Origin of the sequence: Streptomyces sp. WY228 (genome assembly GCF_019287315.1) — a bacterium.
In the GTDB taxonomy this organism is placed as follows: Bacteria; Actinomycetota; Actinomycetes; order Streptomycetales; family Streptomycetaceae; genus Streptomyces; species Streptomyces caviscabies.
Genome location: NZ_CP079114.1, coordinates 6,538,017 through 6,552,918, shown reverse-complemented (window position 1 = coordinate 6,552,918; position 14,902 = coordinate 6,538,017). Strand labels below are relative to the sequence as shown.

The window sequence follows — 14,902 nt, the reverse complement described above, 5'->3', positions numbered from 1 at the left end:
GCCTGCTTCCGCTCCCCCGGGCCGCCCCGTAATCCGGTGTCCGGCGCATCCGCCCGGCCGTAAGCTGTATGGGCCAGCTATACGCCTGACAGGCACGACCGGAGTACCCCTTGCCCAGCCCCTACCGCGTCATCTTCTCCGCCCCCGGTACCAAGGGGTTCTCCACCGCAGGCTTCTTCGGCCGGATGCCGTTGTCCATGATGGGCATCGGCGTCGTGACGATGATCTCGCAGCTCACCGGCCGTTACGGGCTGGCCGGGGCGCTCTCGGCGACCCTGGCGATGTCGGCGGCGGTCTGCGGCCCCCAGGTCTCCCGGCTGGTCGACCGCTACGGGCAGCGCCGGGTGCTGCGCCCGATCACGCTGGTGGCGGTGGCCGCGGTGGCGGGTCTGCTGATCTGCGCCCAGCAGGGGGCGCCGGAGTGGACGCTGTTCGTCTTCGCGGTGGGCGCGGGCTGTGTGCCGAGCGTGGGGTCGATGGTCCGGTCCCGCTGGGCGGCGATCTACCGGGGCTCCAGCCGGGATCTGCACACCGCCTACGCGTGGGAGTCGATCGTCGACGAGGTGTGCTTCATCTTCGGCCCGATCATCTCCATCGGTCTGTCCACCGCCTGGTTCCCGGAAGCCGGGCCGCTGATCGCCGCCGTCTTCCTGCTGGTCGGCGTGTTCTGGCTGACCGCGCAGCGCGCCACCGAGCCGGTGCCGCACCCGAAGTCGCAGCACACCGGCGGCTCCGCGCTGCGTTCGCCGGGACTGCAGGTCCTGGTGGCCACCTTCGTGGCGACGGGCGCGATCTTCGGCGGTGTGGACGTGGTGACCGTGGCCTTCGCCGAGGAGCGCGGCCACAAGGCCGCGGCCTCCCTGGTGCTGGCCGTCTACGCGCTCGGATCGTGTCTCGCGGGGGCCGTGTTCGGGCTGCTGCACCTCAAGGGGAACCCCGGGACCAGGTGGCTGGTGGGTGTCTGCGCGATGGCCGTGAGTATGATCCCCCTCCAACTGGCCGGGAACCTTCCGTTGCTGGCCGTGGCGCTCTTTGTCGCGGGCCTCGCCATCGCACCGACGATGGTCACCACCATGGCCCTCGTCGAAGCGCACGTACCGCGCACCAAGCTGACCGAGGGCATGACCTGGACCAGTACCGGGCTCGCGGTCGGAGTGGCGCTCGGCTCCTCGGCCGCCGGCTGGGTGGTCGACGCCGCCGGGGCGAAGGCGGGGTACGCGGTGCCCGTCGCGGCGGGAGCGCTCGCGGCGGCGGTGGCGTTCCTGGGGTATCGCCGGCTGGCCGGGCCGGCTGCGACGGGAGGGCGCGGGGAAGATGACCGACACCTACGCACGGACGACGACGAGCGCGTGGCGTAACTGGGCGGGCACCGTCACAGTCCGGCCCGCCCGCACCGAGTCCCCCGCGTCCGTGGACGAGCTCGCGGACGTGCTGCGCCGGGCGCACGAGGACGGCCTGCGGGTGAAGCCGGTCGGCACCGGCCACTCCTTCACGGCGGCTGCCGCCACGGATGGGGTGCTGATACGCCCTGACCTGCTCACCGGGATCCGGAACATCGACCGTGAGGCGATGACCGTGACGGTGGAGGCGGGCACTCCGCTCAAGCGGCTCAACACCGCGCTCGCCCGCGAGGGCCTCTCGCTCACCAACATGGGCGACATCATGGAGCAGACGATCGCCGGGGCGACCTCCACCGGTACGCACGGCACGGGCCGCGACTCGGCGTCGATATCCGCGCAGATCCGGGCGCTGGAGCTGGTCACCGCGGACGGTACGGTGCTGCGCTGCTCGGCCGGGGAGAACCCGGAGGTCTTCGCCGCGGCGCGGGTCGGGATCGGCGCCCTCGGGGTGATCACCGCCGTCACCCTCGCCGTGGAACCGATCTTCCTGCTGACGGCCCGCGAGGAGCCGATGACCTTCGACCGGGTCACCGCGGACTTCGACGCCCTGGTCGCCGAGAACGAGCACTTCGAGTTCTACTGGTTCCCGCACACCGGCAACTGCAACACCAAGCGCAACAACCGCAGCGCCGGTCCGGCCGCCCCGCCCGGCCGGGTGAGCAGCTGGATCGACGACGAGCTGCTGTCCAACGGGGTCTTCCAGGTGGCCTGTTCGCTCGGCCGCGCGGTCCCGGCGACGATCCCCTCCATCGCCAGGCTCTCCAGCCGGGCGCTGTCGGCGCGTACGTACACCGACATCCCGTACAAGGTGTTCACCAGCCCGCGCCGGGTGCGGTTCGTGGAGATGGAGTACGCCGTTCCGCGCGAGCGGGCGGTGGCGGCGCTGCGGGAGCTGAAGGCCATGGTCGAGCGGTCACCGCTGAAGGTCAGTTTCCCGGTCGAGGTGCGCACCGCGCCGGCCGACGACATGGCCCTGTCGACCGCGTCGGGCCGGGACAGCGCGTACATCGCCGTCCACCTCTACAAGGGCACGCCCCACCGCTCGTACTTCACGGCGGTCGAGCGGATCATGACCGCGCACGCCGGGCGGCCGCACTGGGGCAAGATCCACACCCGGGACGCGGGCTATCTGGCCGAGGTCTACCCGCGCTTCGGGGAGTTCACCGCGGTGCGCGACCGGCTGGACCCGGACCGCCTGTTCGGCAACGACTATCTGCGGCGCGTGCTCGGCGACTGAGCTCCGCCGGCCTCCGGTACGCCGTCGGCCCCGGCTTCCTCCTGACCGGGAGGGAGCCGGGGCCGCTGCGTGTCGTGCGCCCGTCCGGTACGCCGGTCACTCGGCGTCGGCGCCGGGCGGGGCCTGTTCGCCCTGTCCGGGGGCGACGCCCGTGCCGGTCGAAGGTGCGCCGGTTCCGGTGTCGCCGGAGGCCGAGGGGGTGGGCGGTGCCGGGTCGGGCGTGGTCCCGCCGGAGCCGGAGGGCGTCGGGGTGGGGGTGGGCCCGGTGGTCGGGTTCTCGCCGCCCGTGCCCGTACCGGGGTCCGGACTCGTGCCGCTGCCGTCGCCGCCGTCCGTCGCGGGCGCCGATCCGGTGCCGTCGCCGGGGGTCGGCTGCTGCTCGTCGGCTCCCTTGTCCTGTCCGGTGTCCCCGGAGGGCGTGGGGTCGGCGGGCCCGGAGTCCCGGTCGCCGCCGCCTCGGACGACGGAGCTGAGCGTGGTGCCCTGGCCGCCGCTGAGGTCGCCGCCCGAGATCACCTCGTAGGCGGTGATCCCGGCCATGGAGACGGCGAAGACCGCGGCCGCCGCGAGCGCGGGACGCTTCCAGCCGCGCATCCGGGTGCCGCGGGTGACACCGTCGCTGAACGCGTCGTCGGCGACGGGCGCGCCCGCTCCGGCCCGCGGGAGCATCCGCGTACGGTCATCGGCCCGCGGGATCGCGTACGTACGGTCGTCGGCGCCGGAACCCTGGGCCGGCGGAACGCGGAGCATCCGGGTCCGCGCGTCGCCGAGGTCGAGCAGCTGCGTTCGGTCCGGGTCGACGGGCTTGAGCAACCGGGTGCTCTCCGCGTCCGGGACCACCTCCGGGACCGTGCCCGGGCCGACGGTGGGCAGCACCGTGGTGGCGTCGTCGGCCGGCTCCGGCTCGGACCGCCGCGTGGAGGATCTGTGCCCCGAGGGCGTCGTCTCCTTGGTGTGCACCGTCACCTGGCGGCCCTCCGGGTGGGTCACCTGGACCGTCACCTCGCGGATCTGCTCGCCGGTGCGGCGGAAGAAGTGCTGGAAGACCGAGCCGCCGCAGGTGGCGACGACGCTCATCACGCCCGCGCCGGCGATCGTGCCGTACACGCCCAACTGCGAGGCCGCCACCGCTGCCGCGACGGCCGCCACGGCGCTCCCGGCGACCTGCGGGAGACTCAGATCTATGCGCCTTTCCTTGGGTTCTGTGTCACTTTCCGGCTTCTGAACCATTACCAGCCCCTGCTTGACATCTCTCCCACCATGCACCAGGAAGGGACAAATGAGCGAAGTGGATAGTTCCGTTTCCGGTGATTGTGTGAAGCACAACACGCATCAGGGGCATTTCGCGGAGAACTGGGTATCTCAACTCCCGCGCCCGGCGAGAACTTCGGCGGCGCGCCGCTCCACCCCGGTGGCCCGAATGGAGTACTGTGACGAGCCCTGGGGCGGAGTCCGACGTGGGAATCCGTAGTCACCGGAGGGGGCCGACGACGGCACTCGAACCGGGGGCGGCAAGGCATCACACGGGTGCTTGCTGCACAGAGCGGCCAAATCGGTCACTTTGGGTCGCAATGGGTAACCGTGTCATGGTGGTGCACCAGGACGAGCGCCCGACACGCCGGGCAACTTGGCAAGGTTGTGGCAGGCTGCACCCGGGCAGGTCACACTCGACTAGCGGAAGCAGCGACGCACGTGACGTCGGCAGGCACCACCCGGGAGGTTCCCATGCCCGAACTGCGTGTCGTGGCCGTCTCCAACGACGGCACACGACTGGTGCTCAAGGCTGCGGACAGCACGGAGTACACGCTTCCGATCGATGAGCGGCTGCGCGCCGCGGTGCGCAACGACCGCGCACGACTCGGCCAGATCGAGATCGAGGTGGAGAGCCACCTCCGGCCCCGCGACATCCAGGCCCGTATACGGGCCGGTGCCTCCGCGGAGGAGGTCGCCCAGTTCGCGGGCATCCCCGTCGACCGTGTACGCCGCTTCGAGGGCCCCGTGCTCGCGGAGCGCGCCTTCATGGCCGAGCGGGCCCGGAAGACTCCTGTGCGCCGTCCCGGCGAGAACACCGGCCCCCAGCTCGGCGAGGCGGTGCAGGAGCGTCTCCTGCTGCGCGGCGCCGACAAGGAAACCGTCCAGTGGGACTCCTGGCGCCGCGACGACGGCACCTGGGAAGTCCTGCTCGTCTACCGGGTCGCGGGCGAACCGCACTCGGCGAGCTGGACGTACGACCCGCCCAGGCGGCTCGTCCAGGCCGTGGACGACGAGGCGCGCTCGCTGATCGGCGAGACCGACGACGTCGCCGCGCCCGAGCCCAGCTTCCCGTTCGTGCCCCGGATCGCCCGGCTGCCGCGCGACCGGCCGCTGGACCGGAGCCTCGACCGGCAGATCGAGCGCGACCGCCCGCTGGACCGGGCCCTCGACCGGCAGATCGAGCGGCCCGCCCCGGCCGCCGCCGAGCCCGAGGAGTACGTGAGCAGTGCCTCGGCCGGTGAGCGCGACTCGCTGACCAGCCTGCTGGAGGCGGTGCCGAGCTTCCGTGGCGACATGGTCGTTCCGGAGCGGCCCACGCAGCCCGAACCGCCCGCGCTGGAACCGGCGGAGGAGACGGAGGCGGACGAGCCGCCCGCCGCGGCCGCTTCGGCGGGTGCGGGGTCGGCCTATGCGGATGTGCTGATGCCCCGGGCGGTGGCCGGCCACCGTGACCGGCTGACCGGGACGACGGACCGTCAGGCCGAGGCGGACGGAGTCCGGCCGGGCCGCCGGGCGGCCGTGCCGAGCTGGGACGAGATCGTGTTCGGCACCCGGCGCAAGAAGCAGGACTGACCGGGAATGACGACCGGTGGGAGCGGGGTCCGTACGCGTTCGCGTACGGACCCCGCTGTCTTACCGCCCGCCCGTCGTGCGGCGGGACTACTGGGGCTCGGGGCCGGTGGCGACCGGCCGGGAGGGGTCGGCGGACCACTCGGACCAGGAACCGGGGTAGAGGACGCCGGTGAAGCCCGCGATCTCCAGGGCCAGCACCTCGTGCGCGCCGGAGACCCCGGATCCGCAGTAGACCCCGACGCCTTCGGCGCTGTCCGCCGCGCCCAGTCCGGCGAACCGCTCGGCGAGCAGCTCGGCCGGGAGATAGCGCCCGTCCGCGTCGACGTTCGCCGTGGTCGGTGCGGAGACGGCTCCGGGGATGTGGCCGCCGACGCGGTCGATCGGCTCCACATCGCCCCGGTAGCGCTCCGCCGCGCGGGCGTCCAGCAGCAGACCCGACCGGGCGAAGGCCGCCGCGCTGTCCGCGTCCAGCGTGGGCAGGGCCCCCGGCTTCGGCCGGAAATCGCCCTCGGCGGGGCGCGGGGTCTCGGTGGAGAGCTCGCCCGTCCAGGCGGCGAGGCCGCCGTCCAGGACCCGGACGTCCGGGTGTCCCGTCCAGCGCAGCAGCCACCAGGCGCGCGCCGCGGCCCAGCCCTGTCCGCCGTCGTACACCACGACGGGGGTGTCCTGGCCGACCCCGGCCCGGCGCATCACGGCTCCGAAGGCCTCCGGGTCCGGAAGCGGGTGGCGGCCGCCGTCGCCCGCCGGGCCGGCCAGTTCCGTATCGAGGTCGACGTAGACCGCGCCGGGCAGATGGCCGGCCTCGTAGTCGGGGCGGCCGGGGGGTCCGCCGAGCTGCCAGCGGACGTCCAGGAGCACCGGCGGCCGCGCTCCGGCCGACTCGCTCGCACATGCGGATGCGGTGATGATGGGCTTCATGGGTGCCATCCTCGCGCAGCGGAACCGGCGCCCGTAACAGCATCCGAAGGGACGGCCGGCGGGAATCCGGTCGTCCTTCGTCGAGAACGGGTACGACGCGGCGCGGCCGGTGCGCCTCCCGCGCCGGGGGGTGCAAGCATCTGCACGGGGCACGCGGACCACCTCCCGACCCGGGACGGCGTCCCTGTCCCGTTCCCCCGCACGGCCACCACAACGGTCCGAGGAGAGAGAACACGATGACCGAGGCTGCCGCCCGGCGCACGCCCGGAACACCTTGCTGGGTGAGTCTGATCGTGCACGGCCTGACCACGACCCAGGAGTTCTACGGAGCCCTGTTCGACTGGGAGTTCCGGCCGGGCCCCGAACAGCTGGGCCCCTATGTCCGCGGGCTGCTGCACGGCAAGGAGGTCGCGGGCATCGGCCAACTGGCGCCCGACCGGCACCTCCCGATCGCCTGGACCACCTACCTCGCCACGGACGACGCGGACGCCACCGCCGAGGCGATCCGCTCCTGCGGCGGGACGGTCGCGGTCGGACCGCTGGACGCGGGCGAGGCCGGGCGGCTCGCCATCGCCTCGGACCCGAGCGGGGCGGTCTTCGGCATCTGGCAGGGCTCCCGGCACATCGGCACGATGACGGCGGGCGTGCCCGGCACCCCCGTCTGGAACGAGCTGGTGACCCGCGAGACCTCGATGGTCGCGAAGTTCTACCAGACGGTCTTCGGCTACGAGACGGAGGCGGTCGTCTCGGCCGACTTCGACTACCAGACCCTGCACCTGGACGGTGTTCCGGTGGCGGCCCTGCACGGCGTCGGCCACGCGCTGCCGCGCGACCGGGGGCCGCACTGGATGACGTACTTCGAGGTCGCCGACACCGACCGGGCGGCGGCCCGGGTGGTGGAGCTGGGCGGGCGCGTCCTGCAGCCGCCGCGCGAGGGATCGAGCGGGCGGCTGGCGACGGTCGCGGACCCGGAGGGAGCCGTGTTCACGGTCATCAGGTCCTCCGGGAGCGCATCCGCGGACCGCTAGGGCCTGTCGTCGAAACGGTGCACGACAAACCAGTAGTCGTCGTCCTCCTCGGTGAGGGCGCACAGCCGCCTGCCGTCCGGGGACATCGCGATGACCAGGGAGCCGGCCCCGGGTACGAGGGCGGTGGAGAGCGCGGTGTGCGGGGTGAGGCGCACCCGGACCCAGTCGCGATCAGCCCCCCGCACCAGGAAGCAGCCCTCACCGTCGATGACGGCGGCGGTCCGCGCGTGCTCCAGCCACAGCCGGTCGGCCTCCGCCGACGCCCCCGGCGCCGAGCGCGCCACGGTGGCCCGGGGGACCACCTCGACGTTGACGACGGCCTTGAAGGCCCGCGCGTACGAGGGCAGTTCCCCGGCGACGCCCTGCGCCACGACCTCCAGCCCGGCCTTCGCCGGCTGCGGCGCCGGCGCGCCCCCGCTGTGTTCGTCCGCCATCCTCGGCCACCGTTCTCGTAGGACAGGCTCTCGGGCTCCCTCGGCCTGCTGCAGTGTGCAGGAGACCTTGTCGCACCCCGCGAAGGTGTAGACGCTGCGGAAGAGCGAGCCCTCGATGGTGCCGTTGGGCCAGGTGTCCTGTGCCTCAGTCCGACGACACCGGCAGGACGTCCGGCGAGAGCGCGCCGGCGCGGGCGGAACCGCTCGTCATGCGGCGGCAGTGGTGCCGGCGGCACAGCACCTCGTAACCGACCTCGCCCGCCTGCCGGTTGACGTCGCCGACGACGACCTGGGCTCCCTCGACGACCATCTCGCCGTCCACCGTACGGGCGTTGTGCGTGGCGCGGGCGCCGCACCAGCACAGGGCCTCGACCTGGAGGGCCTCTATCCGGTCGGCCAGCTCGATCAGCCGCTGGGAGCCGGGGAACAGCTTGGTGCGGAAGTCCGTGGTGATGCCGAAGGCGAAGACGTCGAGCCCCAGATCGTCGACGACCCGGGCCAGTTGGTCGATCTGGCCGGGGGCGAGGAACTGCGCCTCGTCCACGATCACGTAGTCGACCCGGCCGCCCCGGCTCACCCGGTCGACGATGTGCGCGTAGACGTCCATGCCCTCCTCGGCCTCGACGGCGTCGGTCACCAGGCCGAGCCGGGAGGAGAGCTTGCCCTCCCCCGCGCGGTCGTCGCGGGTGAAGATCACGCCCTGGAGGCCGCGCGCCGAACGGTTGTGACCGATCTGCAGGGCCAGCGTGCTCTTTCCGCAGTCCATGGTTCCGGAGAAGAACACCAGCTCGGGCATGAGAGGTCGAGCACCTTTCGGAGGGGGTACGGCGGGAGGGGTTACGAGCGTACTTCGAGGAGGGGGACGAGCTGTTCCACGGGGGTCAGGGAGCCGTGCACCCCGGCCATCGCCGACTCGTGCGGCTCGTTGACGGAGGCCGTGATGATCACGTCGTCGTGGGCGGCGGCGACCACGTCGCCGATCCGGCCGTACACCCGCTCGTCGATCGTCGGACCGAACCAGCCGGCCGCGACGGCCTCGTCCCGGCTCGCGATCCAGAACTGCTCGCCGAGCACCTCGCGCCAGACGGCCAGGACGTCGGACTGCGCGCCCGGCACCGCGTACACATGGCGGGCGCGGCCCTCGCCGCCGAGGAGGGCGACGCCCGCGCGCAGCTCCCAGTCCTCGTCGAAGTCGATCCGGGACTGCTCGTCGAACGGGATGTCGATCATGCCGTGGTCGGCGGTGATGTAGAGCGCGGAGCGCGGCGGGAGCTGCTCGGCGAGGCGTCGGGCGAGCCCGTCGACGTACATCAGCTGACCGCGCCAGGCGTCGGAGTCGATGCCGAAGCGGTGCCCCTTGCCGTCGACCTCGCTGTAGTACGTGTAGACCAGCGAGCGGTCGCCGGCGGCCAGGCGCTGGGCGGCGACGTCCATCCGGTCCTCGCCGGAGAGCCGGCCGAGGAAGGAGCCGCCGCTCAGCGCGACCTTGGTGAGGGGCGTCTGCTCGAACGTCGGCGCGGAGACCTGCGCGGTGTGCACGCCCGCGGCGTCGGCCAGCTGGAAGACCGTGGGGTGGGGCTGCCAGACCTTCGGCGCCGTCCACGGCTTCCAGCGGAGCTGGTTCATCAGCTCGCCGGTCTCCGGGTTGCGCGCGGTGTAGCCGGGCAGACCGTGCTCGCCGGGCGGCAGCCCCGTACCGACCGAGGCGAGCGAGGTCGCGGTGGTGGAGGGGAAGCCCGCGGTGAGCGGGCGGCCGGTGGAGCCGCGCGAGGTGGGCAGGAGCGAGTGCAGGAAGGGGGCCTCGTCGGGGTGGGCCTTGATCTGCTCCCAGCCGAGGCCGTCGATCAGGAAGACGCAGTTGCGGTCGGCCGGGGTCAGCTCGGGGATCACGGCGGTGAACCCCGGCACCTCCTGTCCGGCGACGAGGGTCGGCAGCAGGTCGGCGAGCGAGCCGCTGCCGTACGCCGGGACGGGCGCGGTGTCGAGGGAGAGCGGGACGGGGTCCTGCCAGGCGGGCTGGGCCATCAGCGGCCACTCGCCGCGGTGGCGGCCGTGGCCTCGGAGAGCGACTGGGCGAAGGCGAGGGTCTGGCGCACCGCGTCGGGGCCGTCCCCGGCCTCGCTGACCCGCAGGCTCAGGTCGTCGGCGGTGGAGCTGCCGGTGTAGCCGTGGTCGGCCTCGCAGTTGGAGTCGCCGCAGGCGGCGGGCTCCAGGTCGATCCGGGAGACCGCGCCCCAGCCGATGGTGAGGACGACCTCGCGGGGCAGGGTGCCCGGGACGTACTTCTCCGGGTTGGCCACCACCCGGCTGACCACGACGGAGGAGATCCGCTCCAGCTTCACCGACTCGGTGGAGGTGGTGGCGTACGGCGTCGGGGAGCTGGTGTCGGCGGCCTGCTCGTCGGTGTGGCTGACGATGAAGCGGTGCTCGGTCAGGACGAGGACCGTGACGTGACGGCGGACCTCGTTGGAGTCGAACGTGGTCTCCTGGTGCACCAGGTACGAAGCGACCGGTTCCCCGCCGACGGCGGCCTCCACCGCCTCGGCCACGAGGGCCGGGTAGTAGCCGCTGCGCTCGATCGCCGCGCGCAGCCCCTGGGTCGTCGTACCGGTCTTTGCCATGAGCACCATCCTACGGCGGGCCGGTGACTGCCGGGGACGCCCCGGCAGCCGGCGGCGGTCAGTAGTTCGGAAGGCGGCGGGGGCCGAGGTCGTTCCGGGCGGGCGGCGGGGCGAGCCGGACGCTCGCGCCGAGCACGGTCAGTCCCTGCGGGGCGACGACGACCGGTTCGAGGGCGACGGAGACCACCTCGGGGTGGTCGTCGACCAGCCGGGACAGTCTGAGCAGCAGCTCTTCGAGCGCGGCCGTGTCGACCGGGGCCGAGCCCCGCCAGCCGAACAGCACCGGAGCGGCCCGGATGGACCGGATCAGCTCGGCGGCGTCGCGGTCGGTGGCGGGGACCAGGCGGTGCGCGGTGTCGCCGAGCAGTTCGGAGGGCGCTCCCGCGAGGCCGAAGGAGAGGACGGCCCCGGCGGCCGCGTCGATGGAGGCCCGTACGACGGTGTCGACGCCGCGCGGAGCCATCGCCTGGACGACGGGGAGCAGCTCGGCGGGCTTGCCGAGGAGGTCGGTCAGGTCTCCGTACGCCCGGCGCAGCGCCTCCTCGTCCGCGAGGTCGAGGCGGACCCCGCCGAGGTCGGCGCGGTGGCGCAGGTGGGGTGCGGTGGTCTTGAGGGCCACCGGGTAGCCGAGCCGGGCCGCCGCGGCGACGGCCGCTTCCGGGTCGGGGGCGGGCAGGGTGGGGCGTACGTCGACGCCGTAGCGGCCGAGCAGTTCGCGGGCCTCGTCGTGGGTGAGCGGGCGCCCGCGCGGGTCGGGTGCGGTGGAGAGCTGGGCCTCGATCAGGGCGGCGGCCCCGGCCTCGTCGATGGTGTCGTCGAGGAACTCGGGAACCTTGCCGGGGACGGCCGCCTGGCGTCGCCACTGGGCGTACTTCACCGCCTCGGCGAGGGCCCGTACGGCGCGTTCGGCCGCGGGGTAGGCGGGGATGCGGCCGGGGCGGGGGGCGGCTTCCGGGGCGGTGGTCGCATCGGGGGTGGCCGGCGCGGTGGTGGCTTCCGGGGCTGCGGGCGTGCCGGTGCCGGTGGTTGTGGCCTGGGCTGCGGGCGTGCCGGTGCCGGTGATCGTTGCCCGGGCCGTCGTGGCGGTGGTGGCCGCTCGCATCCGGGCGGCGGAGGTCACCGTACGGGGGCGGGGGGCGGCCGTGCTGCTCGCGGCGGCCAGTGCCTCGGCGAGGCCGCCGATCTCGACGTGGACGACGGCCACCGGCTTGGCCGATCCCCCGGCCACCGCCTTGGTCAGGGCCTCGGCCAGCACCTGGCCGTCACCGGTCTCGGCCTCGCCGTTCTCCCCCACCCACGGGATGGCGGTGACGATCACGGCGTCGCAGGTGCCGTCCGCCAGCGCCTCCGCCAGCGCGTCCCGGAAGTCCTGCGGGGAGGCGGCGGTGGTGAGGTCGATCGGCGGGCGCGGGCGCAGCCCCTCGGCCAGGCAGGCGTCGTACGTCAGCAGGCCGAGGGACTCGGAGTTGCCGAGGATGGCGACCCGGGGGCCGGCCGGCAGCGGCTGGCCCGCCAGCAGGAGTCCGGCGTCGACCATCTCGGTCACGGTGTCGACCCGGATGACGCCGGCCTGGCGCATCAGCGCGGAGACCGTGGCGTCCGGGATGCGGCTGACCGGGACCGCGTGGCCGGGCGGGGTGGAGCCGCTGTGCCGGGCGCCCTTCACCACGACGACGGGCTTCACGGCGGCGGTGCGGCGGGCGAGGCGGGTGAACTTGCGCGGGTTGCCGAGCGATTCGAGGTAGAGGAGGGCGACGTCGGTGTCCGGGTCCTCGAAGGAGTACTGGAGGAAGTCGTTGCCGGAGACGTCGGCCCGGTTGCCCGCCGAGATGAAGGAGGACAGGCCCGCGCCGCGCCGGTGGAGGCCGGAGAGCAGGGCGATGCCGATCGCGCCGGACTGGGTGAACAGACCGATCCGGCCGCGGGCGGGCGACTCGGGGGCGAGCGAGGCGTTCAGCCGGACGGACTCGGCGGTGTTGATGATGCCGAAGGCGTTCGGGCCGATGATCCGCATGCCGTACGAGCGGGCCTGGCGGACCAGTTCGCGCTGGAGCTCGCGGCCGTCGGCGCCCCGCTCGGCGTAACCGGCGGAGAGGACGACCAGGCCCTGGACGCCGTGCTCCCCGCAGTCGGCGACGGCCTCGGGCACCCGGTGGGCGGGGACGGCGATCACGGCGAGGTCGACCTGCTCGTCGATCTCGCCGAGCGAACGGTGGGCCGGAACGCCGTCGAGGGTGGCGAGGCCCTCGTCGAAGGCGCGGTTGACGGCGTAGGTGCGGCCGGTGAACCCGGCGGCGAGGAGGTTGCGCAGGACCGTGCGGCCCACCCCGCCGTGGTTGCGCCCGGCGCCGATGACCGCGACGGAGCCGGGGGCGAGGAGGCGCTGCACCGAGCGGGCCTCGGCGCGCTGTTCGCGGCCGCGCTGGACGGCGAGGGACTTCTCGGTGGGTTCGAGGTCGAGGGTGAGGTGGACGGAGCCGTCCTCGAAGCTGCGGCGCTGGGTGTATCCGCCGTCCCGGAACACCTTGATCATTTTGTTGTTGGCGGGGAGCACCTCGGCGGCGAACCGCCGGATGCCGCGCTCGCGGGCGACCGCGGCGATGTGTTCGAGCAGCGCCGAGGCGACTCCGCGGCCCTGGTGGGCGTCCTGGACGAGGAAGGCGACCTCGGCCTCGTCGGCGGGCGCGGAGGCGGGGCGGCCCGTGTCGTCGATGCGGTCGTAGCGGACGGTTCCGATGAACTCGCCGCCGATCGTGACCGCCAGTCCGACCCGGTCGACGTAGTCGTGATGGGTGAAGCGGTGCACGTCCCGGTCGGATAGGCGGGGATACGGGGCGAAGAAGCGGTAGTACTTCGACTCGTCGGACACCTGCTCGTAGAAGCTGACCAGTCGCTCGGCGTCGTCCGTGGTGATCGGCCTGATGCGCGCGGTGCCCCCGTCGCGGAGCACCACGTCCGCTTCCCAGTGGTCGGGGTACGCGTGATGCGGACTCTGCTCCGGCGTGGGCTCCATGGCCAAAGCCTACGGCCGGACGGGAGGCCGGGCACAGCACCACGCACTGCATGAGAGACTGGTCTAGACAACCGTTGATATGTGAAGGGCAGAACCATGGCTGAGCGCCGCGTAAACGTCGGTTGGGCCGAGGGCCTGCACGCCCGCCCCGCTTCCATCTTCGTCCGTGCCGCCACGGCCTCCGGCGTCCCGGTGACGATCGCCAAGGCCGACGGCAACCCGGTGAACGCCGCCTCCATGCTGGCCGTGCTCGGTCTGGGCGCGCAGGGCGGCGAGGAGATCGTGCTCGCGTCCGACGCGGACGACGCCGAGGCCGCTCTGGACCGGCTGGCGAAGCTCGTCGCCGAGGGCCTGGAAGAGCTTCCGGAGACCGTCTGACCCACGCGACTCCGGGTCCGCCCGGATGCGACCGGCGAAAGAGCCGTGATCCCGTGAAGGGATCACGGCTCTTTCGCTTTCGGGAAAGATTCAGAAAAGACCCGCGCCCCGATAATGCGGGCAGCCTGAATGGCGCACCGGAATTACTTCTCTTTGTATACGGCTCTTTTGTTAATGCCGGACACTCGCCGTGTTTACGCCGTGTTGCGAACTTCTCACCGGCGGAACGGCGGCGGTGCGACGCCCCGCGAGATCGGGGCGGCGGAGCCGGTGGGCGCCGGTGGCGCGTTCCGCGTGCTGGGCGGTCAGTGCCCTCGCCCGCTCCGCGTCGCCGCGCGCCACGGCGTCCACGATCGCGCCGCGCTCGGCCCAGGCGTCGACCGGACGGGCCGGCTGCTCGACGGCGTACATCCAGGCGATCTTGTGCCGGAGCTGGGTGAGCAGCGCGATGAGGCCGGGGCTGTTCGACGCCTGGGCGAGGGTCTCGTGGAACCAGCCGCCCAGCGAGCGCAGATCCTCGCCCTCGCCCCGGCGGGCCCGCTCCTGGCCCAGCCTGACCAGACCCCGGAGCACCTTCAGATGGGCCTCCGTGCGGCGCTGGGCGGCGCGTGCGGCGCCCAGCGGCTCCAGGAGCATCCGCAGCTCCAGGAGGTCGGCCGCCTCCTGCGCGGTGGGTTCGGCGACACAGGCTCCGGCGTGTCTGCGGGTGACCACGAAGCCCTCGGACTCCAGGGTGCGCAGGGCCTCGCGGACAGGGACGCGGGAGACCCCGTAGCGGCGGGCCAGCAGCTCCTCGGTGAGGCGGCTGCCGCGCTCGTAGACACCGGAGACGATGTCGTCACGGATTGCCGTGCATACCGAATGCGCGGGAATGCGCATGTCCGAACCTCCGCCTTGATCCCCGCGAAACGCGGCCGCCCGACGTCTGTTCCGTGACTCTATGGCAATCTGCCGGAATTTCCGATGGCAGGCCGGAATCCAGGGAAATCTTCAGGCCGGAATTGCCGAAGGCCCCGGCGGGTGCCGGGGCCTTCGGGTGGGATCGCG

Annotated in this window: 13 protein-coding genes; 5 read left to right on the top strand and 8 right to left on the bottom strand. The window is 73.1% G+C overall.

Translation table 11 applies throughout. From position 1 onward, the window contains the following. The first annotated feature begins 110 nt into the window (after window positions 1–110). Window positions 111–1,358: an MFS transporter gene (locus tag KV381_RS28695; RefSeq protein ID WP_030080042.1), complete on the top strand. Its 1,248-nt coding sequence runs from the start codon at window positions 111–113 to the stop codon at window positions 1,356–1,358. Then, window positions 1,315–2,637: a D-arabinono-1,4-lactone oxidase gene (locus KV381_RS28690; RefSeq protein WP_193464369.1), complete on the top strand. Its 1,323-nt coding sequence runs from the start codon at window positions 1,315–1,317 to the stop codon at window positions 2,635–2,637. Before KV381_RS28695 ends, KV381_RS28690 begins: the two co-directional genes overlap by 44 nt. Window positions 2,638–2,733: 96 nt before the next feature. Here the strand turns inward: KV381_RS28690 and KV381_RS28685 are convergent, their stop codons facing one another. Then, the gene (locus KV381_RS28685; RefSeq protein WP_218786673.1) at window positions 2,734–3,786 is read right to left on the bottom strand and encodes a hypothetical protein; all 1,053 of its coding nucleotides are present in this window, start codon (window positions 3,784–3,786) and stop codon (window positions 2,734–2,736) included. A 576-nt stretch (window positions 3,787–4,362) separates the two neighbouring features. Here KV381_RS28685 and sepH point away from each other — a divergent pair. Then, complete coding sequence (gene sepH, locus KV381_RS28680) at window positions 4,363–5,463, top strand: septation protein SepH (protein WP_193464371.1); 1,101 nt, start codon at window positions 4,363–4,365, stop codon at window positions 5,461–5,463. A gap of 87 nt (window positions 5,464–5,550) precedes the next feature. Here sepH and KV381_RS28675 read toward each other — a convergent pair whose 3' ends face one another. Beyond that, a complete protein-coding gene (locus KV381_RS28675) occupies window positions 5,551–6,381 on the bottom strand; it encodes a sulfurtransferase (protein ID WP_218786672.1) in 831 nt (276 codons plus the stop codon). Between the two features lie 236 nt (window positions 6,382–6,617). Between KV381_RS28675 and KV381_RS28670 the strand changes: the two genes are divergently transcribed. Next, the gene (locus KV381_RS28670; RefSeq protein ID WP_218786671.1) at window positions 6,618–7,409 is read left to right on the top strand and encodes a VOC family protein; all 792 of its coding nucleotides are present in this window, start codon (window positions 6,618–6,620) and stop codon (window positions 7,407–7,409) included. On the opposite strand, the gene KV381_RS28665 is transcribed toward KV381_RS28670, so the two are convergent. The 5 genes from KV381_RS28665 to KV381_RS28645 form a co-directional block, all read right to left on the bottom strand. Continuing rightward, window positions 7,406–7,843 carry a hypothetical protein gene (locus KV381_RS28665; protein ID WP_218786670.1) on the bottom strand — a complete coding sequence of 146 codons (438 nt, stop codon included), beginning with the start codon at window positions 7,841–7,843 and terminating at the stop codon, window positions 7,406–7,408. The two genes, KV381_RS28670 and KV381_RS28665, sit on opposite strands and share 4 nt — an antisense overlap. A gap of 145 nt (window positions 7,844–7,988) precedes the next feature. Further along, window positions 7,989–8,639, bottom strand: a complete 651-nt coding sequence (locus KV381_RS28660; RefSeq protein WP_030080052.1) for a thymidine kinase — start codon at window positions 8,637–8,639, stop codon at window positions 7,989–7,991. 41 nt (window positions 8,640–8,680) lie between these two features. Next, on the bottom strand, window positions 8,681–9,868 hold the full coding sequence (locus tag KV381_RS28655) for an alkaline phosphatase family protein (RefSeq protein ID WP_030080054.1): 1,188 nt from the start codon (window positions 9,866–9,868) through the stop codon (window positions 8,681–8,683). Further along, window positions 9,868–10,464: a DUF5998 family protein gene (locus KV381_RS28650; protein ID WP_030080056.1), complete on the bottom strand. Its 597-nt coding sequence runs from the start codon at window positions 10,462–10,464 to the stop codon at window positions 9,868–9,870. Before KV381_RS28650 ends, KV381_RS28655 begins: the two co-directional genes overlap by 1 nt. A 58-nt stretch (window positions 10,465–10,522) precedes the next feature. Beyond that, window positions 10,523–13,477: a bifunctional GNAT family N-acetyltransferase/acetate--CoA ligase family protein gene (locus tag KV381_RS28645; protein WP_218786669.1), complete on the bottom strand. Its 2,955-nt coding sequence runs from the start codon at window positions 13,475–13,477 to the stop codon at window positions 10,523–10,525. A 96-nt stretch (window positions 13,478–13,573) separates the two neighbouring features. Between KV381_RS28645 and KV381_RS28640 the strand changes: the two genes are divergently transcribed. Then, window positions 13,574–13,855, top strand: coding sequence for an HPr family phosphocarrier protein (locus tag KV381_RS28640; protein ID WP_007449776.1), 282 nt, complete (start codon window positions 13,574–13,576; stop codon window positions 13,853–13,855). Window positions 13,856–14,026: 171 nt separating this feature from the next. Here the strand turns inward: KV381_RS28640 and KV381_RS28635 are convergent, their stop codons facing one another. Further along, window positions 14,027–14,734 carry a GntR family transcriptional regulator gene (locus KV381_RS28635; RefSeq protein ID WP_030080061.1) on the bottom strand — a complete coding sequence of 236 codons (708 nt, stop codon included), beginning with the start codon at window positions 14,732–14,734 and terminating at the stop codon, window positions 14,027–14,029. Window positions 14,735–14,902 lie beyond the last annotated feature (168 nt).

Excerpts from the sequence above, each read along its gene's own strand:
- KV381_RS28650 (WP_030080056.1), bottom strand. The coding sequence starts at position 10,464 with ATGGCAAAGACCGGTACGACGACCCAGGGGCTGCGCGCGGCGATCGAG.
- KV381_RS28635 (WP_030080061.1), bottom strand. The coding sequence starts at position 14,734 with ATGCGCATTCCCGCGCATTCGGTATGCACGGCAATCCGTGACGACATC.
- KV381_RS28670 (WP_218786671.1), top strand. The coding sequence starts at position 6,618 with ATGACCGAGGCTGCCGCCCGGCGCACGCCCGGAACACCTTGCTGGGTG.
- KV381_RS28690 (WP_193464369.1), top strand. The coding sequence starts at position 1,315 with ATGACCGACACCTACGCACGGACGACGACGAGCGCGTGGCGTAACTGG.
- KV381_RS28655 (WP_030080054.1), bottom strand. The coding sequence starts at position 9,868 with ATGGCCCAGCCCGCCTGGCAGGACCCCGTCCCGCTCTCCCTCGACACC.
- sepH (WP_193464371.1), top strand. The coding sequence starts at position 4,363 with ATGCCCGAACTGCGTGTCGTGGCCGTCTCCAACGACGGCACACGACTG.
- KV381_RS28645 (WP_218786669.1), bottom strand. The coding sequence starts at position 13,477 with ATGGAGCCCACGCCGGAGCAGAGTCCGCATCACGCGTACCCCGACCAC.
- KV381_RS28640 (WP_007449776.1), top strand. The coding sequence starts at position 13,574 with ATGGCTGAGCGCCGCGTAAACGTCGGTTGGGCCGAGGGCCTGCACGCC.
- KV381_RS28660 (WP_030080052.1), bottom strand. The coding sequence starts at position 8,639 with ATGCCCGAGCTGGTGTTCTTCTCCGGAACCATGGACTGCGGAAAGAGC.
- KV381_RS28665 (WP_218786670.1), bottom strand. The coding sequence starts at position 7,843 with ATGGCGGACGAACACAGCGGGGGCGCGCCGGCGCCGCAGCCGGCGAAG.
- KV381_RS28675 (WP_218786672.1), bottom strand. The coding sequence starts at position 6,381 with ATGAAGCCCATCATCACCGCATCCGCATGTGCGAGCGAGTCGGCCGGA.